Annotated in this window: 14 protein-coding genes; 5 read left to right on the top strand and 9 right to left on the bottom strand. The window is 45.1% G+C overall.

Translation table 11 applies throughout. The features are described from left to right. Positions 1-66: 66 nt before the first annotated feature. Together CCS02_RS20655 and xseA are read right to left on the bottom strand one after the other, a co-directional pair. Positions 67-1,362: an MFS transporter gene (locus CCS02_RS20655; protein ID WP_198515434.1), complete on the bottom strand. Its 1,296-nt coding sequence runs from the start codon at positions 1,360-1,362 to the stop codon at positions 67-69. A 283-nt stretch (positions 1,363-1,645) separates the two neighbouring features. After that, positions 1,646-2,986: an exodeoxyribonuclease VII large subunit gene (xseA, locus tag CCS02_RS20650; RefSeq protein WP_100637579.1), complete on the bottom strand. Its 1,341-nt coding sequence runs from the start codon at positions 2,984-2,986 to the stop codon at positions 1,646-1,648. Between the two features lie 93 nt (positions 2,987-3,079). Between xseA and guaB the strand changes: the two genes are divergently transcribed. After that, entirely contained in the window at positions 3,080-4,546 is a 1,467-nt protein-coding gene (gene guaB, locus CCS02_RS20645) for an IMP dehydrogenase (protein WP_100637578.1), read from the top strand. Positions 4,547-4,674: 128 nt separating this feature from the next. After that, complete coding sequence (gene guaA, locus CCS02_RS20640; RefSeq protein WP_100188544.1) at positions 4,675-6,252, top strand: glutamine-hydrolyzing GMP synthase; 1,578 nt, start codon at positions 4,675-4,677, stop codon at positions 6,250-6,252. 387 nt (positions 6,253-6,639) lie between these two features. Here guaA and CCS02_RS20635 read toward each other — a convergent pair whose 3' ends face one another. From CCS02_RS20635 to CCS02_RS20620, 4 genes are read right to left on the bottom strand one after another with little or no spacing between them, the layout of a single operon-like run. After that, positions 6,640-7,191 carry a GNAT family N-acetyltransferase gene (locus tag CCS02_RS20635; RefSeq protein WP_100637577.1) on the bottom strand — a complete coding sequence of 184 codons (552 nt, stop codon included), beginning with the start codon at positions 7,189-7,191 and terminating at the stop codon, positions 6,640-6,642. Then, positions 7,188-8,582 carry an efflux transporter outer membrane subunit gene (locus CCS02_RS20630; RefSeq protein WP_100637576.1) on the bottom strand — a complete coding sequence of 465 codons (1,395 nt, stop codon included), beginning with the start codon at positions 8,580-8,582 and terminating at the stop codon, positions 7,188-7,190. The genes CCS02_RS20635 and CCS02_RS20630 overlap by 4 nt, the downstream gene beginning before the upstream one ends. Before the next feature lie 4 nt (positions 8,583-8,586). After that, on the bottom strand, positions 8,587-11,718 hold the full coding sequence (locus CCS02_RS20625) for an efflux RND transporter permease subunit (protein WP_100637575.1): 3,132 nt from the start codon (positions 11,716-11,718) through the stop codon (positions 8,587-8,589). A 27-nt stretch (positions 11,719-11,745) separates the two neighbouring features. After that, positions 11,746-12,927, bottom strand: coding sequence for an efflux RND transporter periplasmic adaptor subunit (locus tag CCS02_RS20620; protein WP_198515433.1), 1,182 nt, complete (start codon positions 12,925-12,927; stop codon positions 11,746-11,748). A gap of 118 nt (positions 12,928-13,045) precedes the next feature. Here CCS02_RS20620 and CCS02_RS20615 point away from each other — a divergent pair, with 118 nt between their 5' ends. Together CCS02_RS20615 and CCS02_RS20610 are read left to right on the top strand one after the other, a co-directional pair. After that, positions 13,046-13,801, top strand: a complete 756-nt coding sequence (locus CCS02_RS20615; RefSeq protein WP_232728931.1) for a response regulator — start codon at positions 13,046-13,048, stop codon at positions 13,799-13,801. Next, positions 13,798-14,847, top strand: a complete 1,050-nt coding sequence (locus CCS02_RS20610; protein ID WP_100637574.1) for an ATP-binding protein — start codon at positions 13,798-13,800, stop codon at positions 14,845-14,847. The genes CCS02_RS20615 and CCS02_RS20610 overlap by 4 nt, the downstream gene beginning before the upstream one ends. Here the strand turns inward: CCS02_RS20610 and CCS02_RS22310 are convergent. The 3 genes from CCS02_RS22310 to CCS02_RS20595 form a co-directional block, all read right to left on the bottom strand. After that, the gene (locus CCS02_RS22310) at positions 14,844-15,032 is read right to left on the bottom strand and encodes a hypothetical protein (protein WP_198515432.1); all 189 of its coding nucleotides are present in this window, start codon (positions 15,030-15,032) and stop codon (positions 14,844-14,846) included. The genes CCS02_RS20610 and CCS02_RS22310 overlap by 4 nt on opposite strands. Before the next feature lie 280 nt (positions 15,033-15,312). Continuing rightward, entirely contained in the window at positions 15,313-15,948 is a 636-nt protein-coding gene (locus tag CCS02_RS20600; RefSeq protein ID WP_100637573.1) for a LysE family translocator, read from the bottom strand. Positions 15,949-15,994: 46 nt separating this feature from the next. Further along, positions 15,995-16,834 carry an AraC family transcriptional regulator gene (locus CCS02_RS20595; protein WP_198515431.1) on the bottom strand — a complete coding sequence of 280 codons (840 nt, stop codon included), beginning with the start codon at positions 16,832-16,834 and terminating at the stop codon, positions 15,995-15,997. Positions 16,835-16,954: 120 nt separating this feature from the next. Here CCS02_RS20595 and sfsA point away from each other — a divergent pair, with 120 nt between their 5' ends. Next, on the top strand, positions 16,955-17,731 hold the full coding sequence (gene sfsA, locus CCS02_RS20590; RefSeq protein WP_100637572.1) for a DNA/RNA nuclease SfsA: 777 nt from the start codon (positions 16,955-16,957) through the stop codon (positions 17,729-17,731). Positions 17,732-17,964: the final 233 nt, after the last annotated feature.

Raw genomic sequence — 17,964 nt, 5'->3', positions numbered from 1 at the left:
TGAAAATTTAAGATATCAAAACGCCGCGTAAAGCGGCGTTTTGATATGGTCATATAAGCTCTTTTATTAGTTGATCTTGAAGTGCCTACGGATTCCAAACAGGGCGAGCAAGCTGATCAAACTGGTCAGCAATAGGTAATAACTTGGAGCCAATTGATCACCTGTAGCGCTGATGGTCCAGACTAATAGGAACGGAGTGAAGCTACCAAACAAGGTCGTACTGATGTTGTAGCTTAGCGCCATCCCCGTAGCTCGAACACGAGTAGGGAACATTTCAGACATCAGTGCTGGCAAACCACCAAAATACATGGATTTTAATACGCTCAACCAAAATAGAACGCTGGCCAGCATGATTAATGTCGGGTGGTGAGACAATATGAAAAAGGCGGGCCAAACCGTAATGAAGAAAAGTACGCCTGCGGCGATCATTAAACGAGTGCGACCAATACGGTCGGATAAAATCCCAACAAATGGTGTTAATAACATTAGCACTGTATAGCTGATTAGAGTGCCGCCGTAACCAATGGAGTTACTTAAGCCTAGATATTTTGTGGCATAAGTTGGCATGAAAATAATTGAATAGGTTACTGATGTAGACAGTATCATGGCGCCGATATTGAACAGGATGCCGAGTTTGTTATTCGCAAACAATTCTACTAATGGCACTTTCTCTTCTTTCGATGCGGTAAATTCACCCGTCTCTTCAATGTGTCGGCGGATGTATAAACCCACAGGACCAATCAATAAACCGAAGATGAAAGGAATGCGCCATCCCCAGCTTTCTAGCTGATCCGTGGTTAATGTGGTCGTCAGCAACAAGCCAAATCCTGCTCCTAATAAACCGCTTAGCCCTTGGCTTGCAAACATGAAGCTAGAGATAAAGCCTTTACGTTCTGGGTGATGTTCAACCAGCATCGCAGTGGCGCTACCAAACTCTCCGCCAGCAGAAAAACCTTGTAACAATCGAGCAAGCAAAATCCCTAACGGCGCTAGTAAACCGATGGTTTCGTAGGTTGGCATTGCCGCAATCAAAAAGGTTCCTGCCATCATTAGCCAAATCGTTAGTAGCATTGCAGCTTTGCGGCCGATTTTGTCCGCGTAGCTGCCGATAACGATCGCGCCAATCGGGCGAATAAGATATGACATCGCGAAAGTGAAGAGCGCGAGCATAAGTGACAGCGTTTCATTATCAGTAGGGAAGAACAATTTTGAAATAGTACGAGCAAAGAAGGCGTAGACGATTAAGTCAAACCATTCCAATGCGTTGCCAATAGAGGAGGCAACAATGAGCTTTAGTAATTTTTTATCTGCTAGTTTTTTTGTGGAGGCTGTAGTGCTCTCCATCTTATAAGTGTCCGACATTTAATGTGGCTCCGTTGTATTTTTTATCTTGCTAGTAACTCTCCAATCGATACTAGGGAATGATGAGATTTTGCACAATTATTCATTTATTAAAACTTCGTTGCTTTTTTTCGAAAGCTCAGAGCGTCCGTTTTGGGGCAAAGGTGGATAGTTGGCGTTTTTTTAAAGGGAGTTTTGGGGATTTATGTTTCGCGTTGGCATTAGATTCTTATAAGAAGGAAGCCAATATTTTGGCTGTACAATCAAGCACGATACATTATCGTACTTGATTGGTTTAGGGCTGTTAACGATCGGTTACATCACACGAAATGATGCCATCCTGAACTCTTACCGAAATAGTATCACCTTTTTTAACGTCCTTAATGGAACGAATCACTTGCTTGTCTTTGGAGGCAATGGCGTAACCTCTAGCTAAGGTATTAAGGGGGCTGACGAGGTTCAGTTTGTCGATAATACGAGCAAAGGCGGTTTGCTTGTTGGTTAGGGTGTTGCTTAATGCACGAGCAAGTCGCGCGTCGATGTCTTTTAGCTTTTGTCTGTCCTGATCGATACGGCGAGTCGGGCTGTTTCTTTCAAGTCGATGGGCCAAATTCGCGGTTTGGGCTTGTTTCTCCAACACCTTGCGCTGCATGCTTTGTTGCAAACGGCGTTTGAGTTGTTCAAGTTGATTCTGTTGTTGCTCTATTCGCTCTTTTGGGTGGCGAATACGTTTGGTCATGAAGTCGAGCTGTTGTTGGCATTGTTCGAGAATGCGAGACATGCGTCGAACGAGTTGCTTCTCTTGCTGCTCGATTTGTCGAATTAATTGATTGCGATCTGGGCTTAAAAGCTCGGCAGCAGCCGTTGGTGTTGCTGCGCGAACATCGGCGACAAAGTCAGAAATGGTAAAGTCTGTTTCATGACCCACTGCAGAAACAATAGGTGTATTGGCTGCGAAAATAGCTCGCGCCAATGTTTCGTCATTGAAACTCCATAAATCTTCTAATGAGCCGCCGCCACGACCAAGAATAATCGCGTCAAAGTGTCCGCTGCCATCGGCTCGCTGTAATTGTCTTAAGATGTTCTTGGCGGCATCTTGGCCTTGTACCAAAGAGGGTAGAATCGTTAGTTCGGTTAACGGAAAACGTCGACGAAAGGCAATAATCATATCTCGAACCGCAGCGCCGACCGGTGAAGTGATAATGGCGATACGTTCTGGTTTTGTTGGTAGTGGTTTTTTGTGTTCAGGTGCGAACAGGCCTTCGGCTTGTAAGTTGTTTTTTAGTCGCTCAAACGCTTGTTGTAATGCGCCTTCGCCAGCGGATTCCATGCCTTCGACGCTGAGTTGGCAGTCGCCTCTTGGGCCATAAAAAGTGACGCGAGCACGCAAACGAACCATATCACCATCTTTGGGTTTGAAGCGTACAGCCGCGTTCTTGCCTTTAAACATGGCGCAGCGAATTTGTGCCTTGTCATCTTTAAGAGAAAAATACCAATGTCCTGAACTCGGTTTGGCTAGATTGGATATTTCTCCTTCTACAAGAATCCACGGTAAACTGGCTTCAAGTAGTTGTTGTATCTGTCTATTTAGCTGCGATACGGTAAAAGCCGTTTCTTGTGACACAGAAGTTGTAAATTTTTTCATCAATCTCTCGTGGTTTTGATTTACCGAATGCAACTATTGGAGTAGAATTACTTGCCATCTTAACACCCTTGTTGGCATTGGAAACTCCCCATTATGTTACGAATCGTGCAAGAAGCTTTAACGTTTGACGACGTATTGCTTATCCCCGGCTATTCCGAAGTTCTTCCTAAGGATGTTAGCCTCAAAACGAAAATCACTAAAGATATTGAGTTAAATATTCCGCTTACGTCTTCAGCGATGGATACCGTTACTGAACATCGCATGGCGATTGCTCTGGCTCAAGAAGGTGGCATAGGCATTGTGCACAAAAACTTGACCATTGAAGAGCAAGCTCGTGAAGTGCGTCGTGTTAAAAAATTCGAAAGCGGCATTGTTCGTGATCTTGTTACCATCAATCCTGAAGCCAGCGTTAAAGAGCTAATGGATTTGACGGCCGCGAATAGCATCTCAAGTGTACCTGTTGTTAAAGGTTCTGATTTGGTTGGTATCGTAACAAGTCGAGATGTGCGCTTTGTTAAAGACTACGATAAAAAAGTCTCTGACATTATGACTCCAAAAGATCGCCTTGTTACAGCGCTTGAAGGTGCATCATCTGGTTCTATTCGCAAATTGCTACATGAAAATCGCATTGAGAAAGTGTTGATTGTGAATGAGCAATTTGAATTGCGTGGCATGGTTACTGTAACCGATTTTAATAAAGCCACGACTTACCCGAATGCATGTAAAGATGATCAAGGTCGTTTACGTGTTGGTGCCGCTGTTGGTACTGGCGCGGATACTTGCGATCGAGTAAAAGCTTTGTCTGATGCTGGTGTTGATATCATTGTTGTTGATACAGCTCACGGTCATTCTAAAGGCGTTATTGATCGCGTTCGTTGGGTAAAAGAAAACTTCCCTCATATTCAAGTTATCGGCGGTAATATCGCGACAGCGGATGCGGCGATTGCCCTTGCTGATGCAGGCGCTGATGGCGTGAAAGTAGGTATCGGCCCAGGTTCTATTTGTACAACTCGTATCGTTGCTGGTGTGGGCGTTCCACAAATCAGTGCGGTGGCAAATGTTGCTGAAGTAATGAATGCTCGTGGCATTCCCGTTATCGCTGACGGCGGTGTGCGTTTTTCTGGTGATATCAGTAAAGCTATTGCAGCTGGTGCGAGCGTTATCATGGTTGGTGGCTTGCTTGCAGGTACGGATGAAGCGCCGGGTGAAGTGGTACTTTTCCAAGGTCGTTCATTTAAAGCTTACCGTGGCATGGGCTCGCTAGGTGCGATGTCTCAATCTCAGGGGTCAAGCGATCGCTACTTCCAAGATTCAAGCAGTGTTGAAAAATTGGTTCCAGAAGGTATTGAAGGTCGTGTGCCATCAAAAGGCCCAATGGCAGCCGTTGTTCATCAGTTGATGGGTGGTGTTCGTTCTTCTATGGGCTACACTGGATCACCTGATATTGAAACTATGCGTACTAAGACTCAGTTCTCTCAGATTACGGGTGCTGGTATGCGTGAAAGTCACGTTCATGATGTGACTATTACGAAAGAAGCGCCAAATTATCACGTCGGTTAATCGCGAGATAATTTGACACTGAGATGGGGCGTACAACACGCCCCATCTTTATTTATTGCTCTTACTATTTATTGATTACTTCTACGAAAAGATTTGTCTCTTAAGTAGAGTGAAAGGAATGGCTAATAATGTCGCAAGATATCCACGCTCATAAAATTCTTATTCTTGATTTCGGTTCTCAGTATACTCAGCTGATTGCGCGTCGCGTTCGTGAAATCGGTGTTTACTGTGAAGTTCGTGCTTTTGATATGGAAAATCAAGAAGTTATCGACTTCAATCCAAAAGGTATCATCCTTGCTGGTGGTCCTGAATCCGTTCCTGAGCCAGGTTCCCCTCGTGCTCCAGAAGCAGTATTTACATTGGGCGTGCCGGTATTTGGTATTTGTTACGGCATGCAGACTATGGCAGAGCAGTTGGGCGGTAAAGTTCAAGGTTCTGAAATTCGTGAGTTTGGTTACGCACAAATTCGCAAGCATAAAGGTCCTTCGTTGTTTGACGGTATTCAAGATCATATCGCCAATAATGGTGTTGCTTTGCTTGATGTTTGGATGAGTCACGGTGATAAAGTTATTGCCATGCCAGAAGATTTCGCCTTGATGGCGTCGACTGACAGCTGCCCAATCGCGGCGATGGCGAATGAAGCGAAGAAATTTTACGGTGTGCAATTTCACCCAGAAGTAACTCATACGCTACAGGGTGGCCGTATTTTATCCCGTTTTATCGTGGATATTTGTGGTTGTGACACTTTGTGGACCCCTGCGAACATTGCGCAAGACGCTATCGAGCGTATGCAAGAGCAAGTTGGTGATCGTAAAGTATTGTTAGCCTTGTCTGGTGGTGTGGATTCGTCTGTCGTTGCTGCTTTGCTTCATAAAGCGATTGGCGATCAATTGACTTGTGTGTTCGTAGACAATGGTTTACTTCGTTTGAACGAAGGCGATCAAGTGATGAAAATGTTCGCAGACAACATGGGCGTAAAAGTGATCCGTGTTGATGCGGAAGATTTGTTCCTTGGCAAGCTTGCTGGCGAAGCGGATCCTGAGAAAAAACGTAAGGTTATTGGTAATACCTTTATCGAGATCTTCGATGAAGAGTCTTCTAAATTAGATGGCATTGATTTCCTTGCTCAGGGCACGATTTACCCTGACGTAATCGAATCTGCGGCTTCAAAAACTGGCAAGGCTCATGTTATCAAGTCCCACCACAATGTTGGTGGTCTACCTGATGATATGAAAATGGAGTTGGTTGAGCCACTTCGTGAATTGTTTAAAGACGAAGTGCGTAAGTTAGGTCTAGAGCTAGGTCTTCCTTACGACATGGTTTACCGTCATCCGTTCCCAGGGCCAGGTCTTGGTGTTCGTATCTTGGGTGAAGTGAAAAAAGAATACGCAGACATTCTTCGTCGTGCGGATGCTATCTTCATTGAAGAGTTACGTCGCTCTGGTTGGTACGATAAAACAAGCCAAGCTTTCGCTGTCTTTTTGCCAGTCAAATCTGTTGGCGTAGTGGGTGATGGTCGTCGTTACGAATACGTGGTTGCGCTTCGTGCCGTTGAAACCATCGACTTCATGACAGCTCGTTGGGCTCACCTTCCTTACGAATTGCTAGAAACAGTTTCTGGTCGCATTATCAACGAAATCGAACACATCTCTCGCGTGACTTACGATGTATCGTCTAAGCCACCTGCGACGATTGAGTGGGAATAATTCAGCTAAGTACGTCTTAACTGAATAAATAGAAACACCTAAAAACCCGCTTCGTTTGAAGCGGGTTTTTTTATTGCCTGAAGGAAATAGGTAGTAATTGTCGTATTCCAAAAGGGGGCAAACGCTTGTTAAGGCGAGAAGCCAATATTTTCCTGTGAATAGGCTCGTCATACTTACTATCAAATTACTTTTCTAGTCATTCCCGCGAAGTCGGGAATCCAAGTCGCAAAAATACAACGGCTTCCGTTATTATCAAAAACTAAAGAGTTTTTTATGACACTTTAGCAGTCAAAAAGGCTGGATAAACCAAAGTGGTGGCTTTGATTGTATTGAATGAAAGCTTACTGGATTCGATCAGTAAGCTTTCTCGTGTTATCAATAAGGTCGTTATGTTTTTTGTATCATGACCTTCTCGAATTTGAAAAACTCTTCTTTACTCGAGTCACTGGTATCATGGGGATCGGTGCTACGGGCTTTTTCATTCTTTTCTAAGTGGTTCTTGTTGAAGAATTCTACAATCTGAAAACCACACTTATTGACATAGAAGTGAATGTTTCGTTTCTCGAAATAGGGTGTAACGGTGCTCCATACCTTAGTGTCAGGATAGGTCGCTTCAATGGTTTTCCAAGTCGCTAGGCCGAAGCCTTTGCCATGGTGTTTGGGATAGATAAAGAATAGATCCAAGCTGTTGTGCTGGGTATCTTCATTAATCTTCAGCACTACGCCTCCTATCTTTTCTTGTCCGTAAAAAATGTGTCGTATTACCGCACCTTGGGCGTTAAAAGATTCGTTTATATCGTCGTCAGAGGGAATGGGTTCACTGCCAAACTGACTAAATTGATCGACCAAAGCAGCAGTAAAGGTTTCTTGTAGCTCGGTTTTAAAGGTGCTGAGCTCATCTCGACTTACGGGTAATAAATGTATTTTTGTCTTATTCATAGTTCCAATCTACCGCCTAAGGCTTTGTATAAGAAAACAGCATTATTCAATTCTTGCTGTTTAAGGTCTAGTAAGGTTTGTTTGGCTACATACAGTTGTCGCTGGGCATCCAACAATTCCAAGCGTCTTTCTATGCCCGCTTGATAACGTAGGTTGGATAGTCTGGCTCTGCGTTCAGCGGCGGAGACGACTTTCTTTTGTGCAGTCGTTTGTAGTTGATACGTTTCGCTACCAACCAGTCCGTCGGCCACTTCTTTAAACGCTGTCTGAATGGCTTTTTCATATTCGGCAATCGTTGTTGATTTGCGCACCTTCGCTAGGGCCAACTCGGCGTCGAGCTTACCACCTTGAAACAGGGGTAGGCTAATTTGCGGTGCAAATGACCAAGTGGCACTACCCGAGCTAACTAAGTTTTTCATATCTTGGCTGGCATAGCCGATGGAGCTGGTCAGAGATATGCGCGGGAAATAAGCGGCTCGTGCAACACCAATGTCTTCGTTTGCGGCAATCAAGTCCTGCTCTGCTTGCAAAATATCGGGACGATGTAACAGCAAGTCGGAGGGCAGACCCGGTGACAACGAGGTGGTTACTGCTTGATCAGAGAATAAGTCTGATGCAGGTAGGTTGGTGGGAATGTCAGCGCCTACTAGTAGACGTAGTAAGTTCTTTGCTTGGGATAAGCTCCTTTGATTGGCGATGAGAGTCGCTTCAGCGCTTGCTACTTGCCCCTCCGCTTGCGCCACATCGAGTTCGCTGCCTTGGTTCGCTTTGCGTAATTGCAAGGTTATCTTTAGTGACTGCTGCCAATCCGTGAGGGTGTTTTCTGCTAATGTTAGTTGCTCATAGGCGATTTGCTCCGCGAAGTAAGCTTCACTGATGGCGCTGATCAACGCCATTTGTGCAGCTTGATGCCCATAGTCACTTGCTAAGTAACGGGCAAAAGCCGCCTTTGACATGGAACGAGCGCGTCCGAACAAATCGATTTCGAAGGCGCTGATACCAAGGCTGAGACCACTCTGTTTTTGTATTTGGGATGTATTTTTACCGCCGTCCGTGGTGACTGAACGCTGTTTGGTGCTATCCAATGTAACGCCAATATTGGGCAACCGTTCTGCTCGTGCTATGCCGTATTGGGCTTTGACAGCTTCCACATTTAACGTGGCAATACGTAAATCTCGGTTGTTGGCTAATGCCAATTCGATAAGCGCTTGTAAGCGCTTATCACGGAACATGTTACGCCATCCTAGATCGGAAATATTGTAGGATGAAGGTGTGCCAACACTAGGTTGGTTGGCAAAGTTTTCTGGTATCGGCGCGGCTGGCTTGGTTAACTCTGGGGTTAAAGAGCATCCCGCCAGCAATACCGTCATCACAATAACAAGAGAACGCATAGTATTAACCTTTAAAGTCTGTTGGTGGTGTCTTATTAGAGTTTGTCCAAGATGCCAATCGCTCTTGAATGCTCATTACGAATACGAAGAAAGCGGGCACAAAATAAATAGCGAGCAGAGTCGCGCTAATCATGCCTCCAAATACACCTGTACCGATAGCGCGTTGCGTTTCTGCACTGGCACCGCTGGCAAGTATCAAAGGCAAAACTCCTAGAGTAAAGGCAAGGGAAGTCATTAAGATGGGCCGCAGACGTAACTTAGCCGCTTTAATCGCAGATTCTGCCAAGCTGAAACCTTGCTCGCGTAATTGCTTGGCGTATTCCACGATTAGGATCGCATTTTTTGCAGACAGACCAATGACGGTGATCATGCCCACTTTGAAGAACACATCGTTAGGCATATCTCGTAAAACAACCGCCAGCACAGCACCCAGCAAGCCTAATGGCACGACGAGCATGACGGATAAAGGAATCGACCAGCTCTCGTACAGTGCCGCTAACACTAAGAACACCACCAACATAGATAGCGCCATCAACATGGGAGCTTGTTGGGCGGATTGACGTTCTTGCAATGCTTGTCCTGTCCACTCAATGGCATAGCCTTGTGGTAATTGCTTAGCCAGTTGCTCTATCTCTGCCATGGCTTGACCGCTTGATACGCCAGCCGCAGCACTACCTGCAATGCGGATGGCTGGATAGCCTTGAAAACGAAGCAATTGTGGGATGGACTCTGACCAAGACGGTGTCACCAGCTCCGATAGTGGCACCATGCCACCACTACTGTTGCGTACGTGTAGACTCAGAATGTCATCAATTTGCATTCTCGCTGAGGGCTCAGTTTGCATAATGACTTGTTGCATTTTACCTTGATTTGGAAAGTCATTAATGTAGGTCGAGCCTGCTGCTGAAGACAAGGTTTCACTAATATTGGTAAACGACACGCCTAATACCTCGGCTTTCTGACGATCAATCTCCAAGTGAATGCTGGTTCCGGCAGGTAAGCCATCGGTATAAAAGCCCTTTAACAATGCGCTTTTTTGAGCAAGATCTATCATTCGGGACTCAGCATTCTTTAACTGCTCGTACCCTTGGTTAGCGCGGTCTTGTAAGAAAAAGCTTATGTCAGAATTAGTGCCTAGTTCTTCAATAGACGGTGGCAACATCTGCATGACAGAGCCTTCTTTAACATCTGCCATGGCTTGTTCCGCAAGCTGTAGCTCATTTTGTGTTGAGGTGCCGGAGCGGTGATCCCAGTCTTTTAACATGGTAAAACTTTGTGCGGCATTTGTTCCTGAGCCGGAAAAACCAAATCCAATGACTGTCATTGTTGATTCAATTGCAGGGCGACTGAGTGCATGTTCTTCAAACTTTTTCACCACGGCTAATGTACGCTCTGTGGTGGCGTCGGCCGGTAGTTGGATGCTGGTCATAAAGTAGCCTTGGTCTTCTTCTGGTAAGAAAGAAGATGGTAGCTGTCGGTAGATAAGGATCAAAATGGTGCATAAGACCACAAAGATCAGCATCATGAAGCCTTTACGACTCACCAAGTTACCAACTTGTGTCTCATAGCGGTTATTCATGCGATTAAAGCTGCGGTTAAACCACTGGGCAAAACGTGTTTGCTGATGATGACCTTTGACTGGTTTGAGTAAAGTGGCGCACAAAGCTGGCGTGAGTGTCAGAGCCAAGAAGGCGGAGAACAGAATAGATACGGCCATAGATAAGGTGAACTGTTTATAGATCGCTCCCACCGAGTCACTAGCAAACGCCATGGGGATGAATACTGCGGTGAGCACCAGTGTGATACCGATAATGGCTCCCGTGATTTCTTTCATGGCTTTGCTGGTCGCTTCTTTCGGTGATAAGCCTTCTTTGGCCATTATGCGTTCCACATTTTCTACTACCACAATGGCATCGTCGACAATGATGCCGATGGCTAACACCATACCAAACATGGTTAACACGTTGATAGAAAAGCCTGTTAACAGCATGACTGTGAAGGTGCCCAGCAAAGCGATGGGAGCCACAATGGCGGGAATTAAGGTATAGCGAATACTCTGCAAAAACAGATACATAACCAAAAAGACTAACACCATGGCTTCGAGTAGCGTGGTGATCACCTTATTGATGGAAACCTTAACGAAAGGAGCGGTGTTAAATGGGATCGAATAGGACATGCCTACTGGTAACGTTTGACTCAGTTCCGCCAAACGTTTCTCTACTGCTTCGGCCGTTTTGACCGCATTTGCTCCCGGTGTGAGTTGTATGGCCGCCGCGGTTGCGGTTTTGCCATTTTCTCGATTCAAAAAGCCGTAGGACTGAGAGCCTATCTCGACCTTGGCAACATCGCTGAGCAAGACTTTTGAGCCGTTACTGTTAGCGCGCAGAATGATATTGGCAAAATCTTGCACGCTGGTTAACTGGCCTTGTGCTGTTAGGGGGAGCGTGACTCGTTGGCCCTCTACTGTTGGTGTTGTACCTATGCTTCCAGGGGTGATCTGTGTATTTTGTTCAGTCACCGCTTGGCTAATGTCATTCATTGTCAAACCCAGTGAATAGAGCTTGTTTGGGTCTACCCAAATGCGCAGCGCTTTTTCTGCTCCAAAAGACTGGACGCGTCCGACACCCTCTATAAGACGTAATTCTTTTACCAGATTACGAGCTAAGTAGTCGTTTAGGGCAATTTCATCATAGCGATTGTCGTCGGATTTTAATCCCACAATCATAAGAAAGTTGGAGGTAGCCGACTCTATGGTTAAGCCATCTTGGCGTACGGCCCTTGGTAGGCGAGACTCCACCGCTTTCATTTGGTTTTGTACGTCAATTTGTGCTAAATCAGGGTTTGTTCCTGGCTTAAATGTGACCGTGATTGAGGCCGAGCCAGAGCTGTCGGCAGAGGACTCGAAATACAGCAAGTTTTTGACGCTGGAGAGCTCTCCTTCCAGCAGACTTAGCACTCCATCATTCATTGCCTGTGGGCTGGCACCTGGATAGGTTGCCATAATGTTCACGGTAGGCGGTGCAATAGAAGGGTAGCGGGATATTGGCAACTTTGGAATCGCAATACAGCCAAACAAAATAATGAAAAGCGCAATAACCCAAGCAAACACTGGACGCTGTATAAAAAATTGGGACATAAATTTCAGACTCTCTAATAATCTTAATCAGTGGGTCACAGGTGCGGAAGGAGCGTCGAACTCTTTCCATGGGTGTTGATTGACGAGCATACCGTCCTGAAGCCTATCCATTCCTTCGATGACGATGATATCTCCGACTTCTATTCCATCTTGTATGTGATATTGCCCCTGGATGAGTTCCCCCAGTGCTATCGGCTGAAAGTGAGCAAAGTTTTTCTCATCAATACGCCAAACATGAGGTACACCCGACAGATGCATAACGGCTTGCTGTGGAACCATCAGTGCATTTTGGTAACTTGAATGGAGAACTTTTGCTCTGATAAACATGCCTGGTAACAGTAGGCGTTGAGGGTTATCAACCAGTACGCGTAGCAAAACATCGCCTGTGCTCACGTCGATATTAATGCCGGAGAATAAAGCCTGACCTTTGATAGGATAGGGTTGGCCGTTACTGTGCAAAATTTCGATTGTTGCGCCTGATGCATTCGATTCACCCGCCGAATTTGCCGCTAAGGCTTCACGTGTTGCTTGAAACGAGGTAGCGGGGCGACGAATATCCACAAACACTTGATCAATCTGCTGGATACGCGCCATGGGGCTTGTATCTGTGCTACTGACTAATGTCCCTTCACTTACTAAAGCTTGCTCAATGTGACCTGATATGGGGGCTGTCACGTTGGCAAAGGTCACATCAAGCTGACGACGTGCCAGAGTTGCTTTTGCAACAGCAATATCGGCTCCCGCTTGGTCACGGAGTAACACGGCATCGTCATAATCCTGACGACTGATAGCATCGGCGGCTAGCAGTGGTTTGAGGCGCGTGACTTTGTCGTCAGCCAATTTGAACGTAACCTGTGCTCTCAATAAGTTGGCTTTGGCCGTGTCGGCTTCTGCCACAAAAGGGGCTGGATCAATCTGAAATAGTGATTGGCCTGCTTTTACTTCTGCCCCTTGTTTGAATAGCCTTTGTTGTATGATCCCCGTTACTTGTGGGCGAATGTCAGCTGTACGGACGGCCATGACTCGGCCAGGAAGTGTTTCATATATCTCAAGAGGCGTAGGCTCTACTTTAATCGTTGACACTAAGGGAGTGGGTATTGTTAATTCGATCTCATCCTTGTCTTCTTGATTCGACTGATGACAACCGACCAACAAGCTAATTATCAAGATATGTAAGCCACTACATACACATGTATTTATCTTTTTCACTGCGTTATCCTTTGGGGAAATGAACGTAAAAGCGTTTAAGTAATTCAATTGTTCGTGAGTTTACTATTTGTGTGTGGAGGTTCTGCTGAGTGAATGTGGAGGTTTGATGGAGGGGCATTTGTTTTCTGAAAATCACAAGGTTATGTCTAAGTCTGATCAAGAAGGCCCAGATCATCGTCAAGCATTGGTTCTGATCGTGGAGGATGAGTTGGAAATTGTTGATATTTTATCGGCTTATCTGACGCGTAATAACATGCGTGTCCTTCATGCTGGTGATGGACAACAGGCGCTTGAACTTCATGCTTCTATTCAGCCGGATCTGATTTTGCTGGATATCCAGATGCCGAAAAAGGATGGTTGGGAAGTGTTGTCTCAGTTACGACAAAATAGTAACACCCCCGTCATTATGCTTACGGCGATGGATCAAGATTTGGATAAACTGATGGCACTTCGAATTGGCGCAGACGATTATGTCGTGAAGCCCTTTAATCCGGCGGAAGTGGTGGCGAGAGTGCAAGCTGTTTTACGACGTACTTTAGAGGTTAACTCCTCTGCAAAGAGTAAGACATTGCGTGCAGATCCTTTTGAAGTGGATTTGGAAAGCCATGACATAACCGTTTATGTTAGCGGCGAAGCGCATTCACTTGCGTTGACATTAACCGAATTTAGGCTCTTAACTCATTTCATTCGTTCACCGAAACGCGTGTTTACCCGAGAGGAGCTATTGGTCTCTTGTTTACCAGAGGGGGATGCTCTAGAGCGAACAGTGGATAGTCACATTAGTAAAATTCGTAAAAAACTCGATGCTTTTGGGGTTCATGGTGTGCCCGCTGGAGTTCGTGGTGTTGGTTACCGCTTGAAAGGTGACTCATGAAATTAAGTGGTTTGAGTCGTCAAATTGCTTTTTCAATGATAAAAATAGCCATTGGATCCGCTTTATTGGTCACCATAGGGTCGTTTGTTTTTTATTATCTATGGGAAGCGTACTGGCCTAACGTGCTGCCGAATGAGGAAAACCTTGCCCCAACAGGACCAGAGTGGTTGTGGATTTTATTAACCTTAGTAATAGTTATTTTATTGGCAATCAATGTCGCCATTCGGTTATCCCAGCGCATATTGGAGCCTTTAAATTTGGTTGCCGAAGGGATCCGAAGAATTGCCGAAGGGGATCTCAATTATCGCGCCCATGTCGGGGATCGATCTCTTGGTGAAGCCGCTTTATTGGTTGATGACCTAAATTTGTTGGCAGAAAAGCTGCAGCGTATGACCGAAGAGCACACTTTTTGGAATGCGGCCATTGCCCATGAATTAAGAACCCCTGTGACCATTTTACGAGGACGACTACAAGGCTTGGCAGAAGGGGTGTTTACGCCAGATGAAGCCCAATTTGTTAGACTTTTGGTTCAAGTGGAAGGGTTGTCGCGTTTAATTGAAGATCTTCGTGTTATTAGCTTAATGAACAGTGGTGAGTTAAAAGTTAACTTAGAAGAAACCCAGTTATCGGACGAAATCAAGCTGCTTACCGATTTATCCGCTAATATGCTTAAAGAGGCAGGTCAGCATGTGGTGCTAAATTTAACGAGATTGCCTGTAATTTGTGACCCTACTCGAATTCGTCAGGCTTTGTTAGCGATATTGGAAAATGCCAGTAAGTATGCTCTTCCGGGGGAAATAATCATCACGTCTGCACTTAAAGATGAGGATTGTTACTTGTCTGTGGCAGATTCTGGGCCGGGTATTCCGTTGGAGTTGCTACCACATGCATTCACGGCTTTTCGCAGAGCCAAAGACAATACTAAAAACGGTAGCGGGTTAGGTCTCGCTGTGGTCGCGGCCATAGCAAAAGTGCATGGCGGAAATGTTAACTGCTACCTAAATGAAAAGGGTGGGACGGTAATCGAGCTATGCTGGCCATCTTAAACAGAAATTATTGCCTTTGGTGACACAGTGTCATTGGATTTATAGCCACCACTGTTAATGGTTTGCGCTGTTACTTTTAATCTGAACTGGGTGAGCGATAGATAAAGGTCAATGACGGACACAACATGACGAGTAAATAAAGGGTCCGATAGTAAGGTGCGTAGTCGTCCTAGAACTCGGCTCATGGCGGATTAGCTGAGGTTTAAGCGAGCAGCAGCTTTGCTTTACGCTGCGCTCCTCAACGAGGATTTGTAACGCCACTAACAGGTTTAAATCCCGACGATAGCTTTCTTCTAATATCATACCTAGCCTGAAACAATGGAATAAAATTGACAGTGTAACCAATAACTCTTGGAAAACACGCTTTAACAAGGGTGAATTATATTCCTTCAAAGCGTTAAGGCTTGGCCTTTCCTAGACGTAATTTTGCTTATTATCCCCTCGGTCTAAGCTGTTCTATCAAAATTAAAGAAAATATCCTGCAAATAAGGTAAGACCGAAGTCTATTAGAATCGCGCCGGCCACTCTTTCAACTATGTGTATGTAGGCTTTTAAATAGGTTTGAACTTGGGGGCGACCGATGGCGGCTGCAATAAATAAGTCCCAAAACAGCACAGCAAGGAACATCCATACGCCGCAAGAGATTTGTTGAATCAATGTCACTTCACTGCCAAGGATGACTGTCATTAAGCTCATATAAAATAAAGCGTTTTTAGGATTGAGTAGAGCAGAGTTTAATCCGAGGCTGAGTTGGTGCATGGCGGAGGGTGGAGTCTCTTGACCGGTTTCCTGTAGCGCGTTGTTTTTTCTACTGCGGAGGAGTTTTTGCCCAACCCATAAAAGGTAAATGGCACCAGCGGCTTGGATCAATGCAAAAGCCATTTGACTGTCTCGAAGGTTTGCCCATCCCAGTATGACGAGTGCGATATAAATCGCATTACCTAGGGCGACGCCAAGACAGATAAACCGACTTCCTTGTAATCGGTGGCGAATAGAGTGGGCAATGATTAGGAAAAAGTCCTGCCCTGGGCTTAATAACGCGACGAAGTGAGCCAGTGCTAATGCAGGAAAAGCTGCAGGAAGAAGGGTTGCGAGTGACATAACAGGTTACCTATAGATTATTTTTCCCAACTATAGGCTTTGGGTGTCAGGGAATATTGTCGAAAATTGACGTTCCCTGTTGATATTGGCGAGGCGTTGAAGCGGTATAATTCACAAAAGTACGATGTAGTTGGCTCTGATCTGAAAAACCAACTTCCGCGGAGACATCCACTATGCTCATTCCTTGTCTTAATAAAATCTTAGCTTGCTCGATACGGTTATTATTAAGAAAGGATTTTGGCGTGATGCCGTAATGCTTTTTAAAACAGCGGATTAATGTTTCCGCAGGTTTGCCAAGCTCTTTCGCTATGACATCAAGGGACGGAGCCTGTGTTATATCTTGTAAGAGTCGAGTTTTTAGCTCACTGGCTAAATGGCTTTCGTCCTTATGTTCCAGAATAGGAGAGCAATAGCGGCTGACTAGGTTAAACACCTGCCTTTCTAGGCGGCTTGCTGTTTCCTCGTTGTCTTGATTTAACACAGTATGGATTAGCTCCGACAATTTTATCTCATTGTCTAGGGCTGGTAGTAAATTGTGCTGGCTGTCGTATTTTTTGATCTCGTAACCATAGAGTTTCGACAAAAAGTGGCAGCACCATGTGTTGTCGATATAGAGCATGTGGTAACTGCGTGGTTGACCTTGCAAGGGGTTACAGGAGTGAACGACGTTGGGTTCAATAAGAACAATGTCCGCTTTTTCAAGCATCATCTCATTGTTTAGTAGGGTTAACTGTGTTGTACCTGACTCAATGATGCCAATGGATAGTTCGGAGTGACAGTGTGCTTTATAGCTTTGCGTGCTGTTTTGAGTTGTGCGTATTGTGAGGAATGGAATACCCTTGCTACTCCAAAAATGCTGATTAATATTACGAACCGTATCCCTCACAAAGCAAAACTCCAAACCAAGGATCTTATGATCCTATTGCACCAATTGGTTTTGCGCAACCGCCTAGGGCACTCTTAACGTTGGTGTCTGTTTAAGGTCTATGAAAATGCCTTTCCTTACATGAGAGTGGTTGTTTTAGATTGTGATGGTTTTCATAAAGAATTCTGGAGTCCTTCTGTGAAATTTCCAACGCCCTTAATAGAAGGGAAATTGATTAAACGCTATAAGCGTTTTTTGTCTGACATCGCATTGCCAAATGGTGACGTTGTGGTGGCTCATTGTCCAAATACGGGCTCCATGAAACGATGTCAGCAGGATGGGGCTCGTGTCTGGTTGTCTAAAAGTGATAACCCAAAGCGTAAGCTGGCTTACACCTGGGAGCTGGTGGAAGTCGACGCTCAGTATCTAGCGTGTATTAATACAGGTTACCCAAACAAGTTGGTCGGTGAAGCCATTTCCAATGGGGTGGTGAAAGAGCTTGCAGACTACCCTGAACAAAAAGCGGAAGTGAAATACGGTGAAAAAAGCCGTATTGATTGGTTGCTTACAGGTAATGATGGTCGTAAGTGCTATGTTGAAGTGAAGAGTGTCACTTTATTAGAAGAAGATGGTTTGGGGTATTTTCCTGATGCAGTGACGGATCGTGGGCGTAAGCATCTATATGAGTTAGCGAAGATGGTCGAAGAGGGTCATCGAGCAGTAATGTTCTTCTGTGTGAGTCACACAGGGATTGATTCTGTTACGCCTGCAACTCACATCGATAAAAGGTATGCGCAGGCTTTTGTTGAAGTGGTCGGGAAAGGGGTTGAGGTAATTGCCTATCAGGTTGCAATCGATTCTCAAGAGATGAAAGTTGTGTGTGCAGTTCCTGTGGTTATGCCTGAATTGATAGATTAATTACGTTTGAATTTTCTTGGGTCGGTTGCTTTATGACCAAAAAGAGTGGTTTTTGACGGTTTTATGAACGAATGCGCTTTTATTTAAAATAAATTGAAAGAAAATGTCGAAAAGGGTTGCACAAAATCTGTAGATCCTTAATATACGCCCTCGCTGACACGGACAAGGCTTCAGAGCAACGAAGACCAAGTTCAACTTTACTAGATTAAGATCTAGTTGAGTCTTCAAGTCAG

The sequence above is a fragment of the Marinomonas sp. ef1 genome, from assembly GCF_002806845.1.
GTDB lineage: Bacteria > Pseudomonadota > Gammaproteobacteria > Pseudomonadales > Marinomonadaceae > Marinomonas > Marinomonas polaris.
Note: the sequence above shows the minus strand (reverse complement) of the source record. Positions and strands in the feature narration are given on the sequence as shown.

Excerpts from the sequence above, each read along its gene's own strand:
- CCS02_RS20655 (WP_198515434.1), bottom strand. The coding sequence starts at position 1,362 with ATGTCGGACACTTATAAGATGGAGAGCACTACAGCCTCCACAAAAAAA.
- xseA (WP_100637579.1), bottom strand. The coding sequence starts at position 2,986 with ATGAAAAAATTTACAACTTCTGTGTCACAAGAAACGGCTTTTACCGTA.
- guaB (WP_100637578.1), top strand. The coding sequence starts at position 3,080 with ATGTTACGAATCGTGCAAGAAGCTTTAACGTTTGACGACGTATTGCTT.
- guaA (WP_100188544.1), top strand. The coding sequence starts at position 4,675 with ATGTCGCAAGATATCCACGCTCATAAAATTCTTATTCTTGATTTCGGT.
- CCS02_RS20635 (WP_100637577.1), bottom strand. The coding sequence starts at position 7,191 with ATGAATAAGACAAAAATACATTTATTACCCGTAAGTCGAGATGAGCTC.
- CCS02_RS20630 (WP_100637576.1), bottom strand. The coding sequence starts at position 8,582 with ATGCGTTCTCTTGTTATTGTGATGACGGTATTGCTGGCGGGATGCTCT.
- CCS02_RS20625 (WP_100637575.1), bottom strand. The coding sequence starts at position 11,718 with ATGTCCCAATTTTTTATACAGCGTCCAGTGTTTGCTTGGGTTATTGCG.
- CCS02_RS20610 (WP_100637574.1), top strand. The coding sequence starts at position 13,798 with ATGAAATTAAGTGGTTTGAGTCGTCAAATTGCTTTTTCAATGATAAAA.
- CCS02_RS22310 (WP_198515432.1), bottom strand. The coding sequence starts at position 15,032 with ATGAGCCGAGTTCTAGGACGACTACGCACCTTACTATCGGACCCTTTA.
- CCS02_RS20600 (WP_100637573.1), bottom strand. The coding sequence starts at position 15,948 with ATGTCACTCGCAACCCTTCTTCCTGCAGCTTTTCCTGCATTAGCACTG.
- sfsA (WP_100637572.1), top strand. The coding sequence starts at position 16,955 with ATGAGAGTGGTTGTTTTAGATTGTGATGGTTTTCATAAAGAATTCTGG.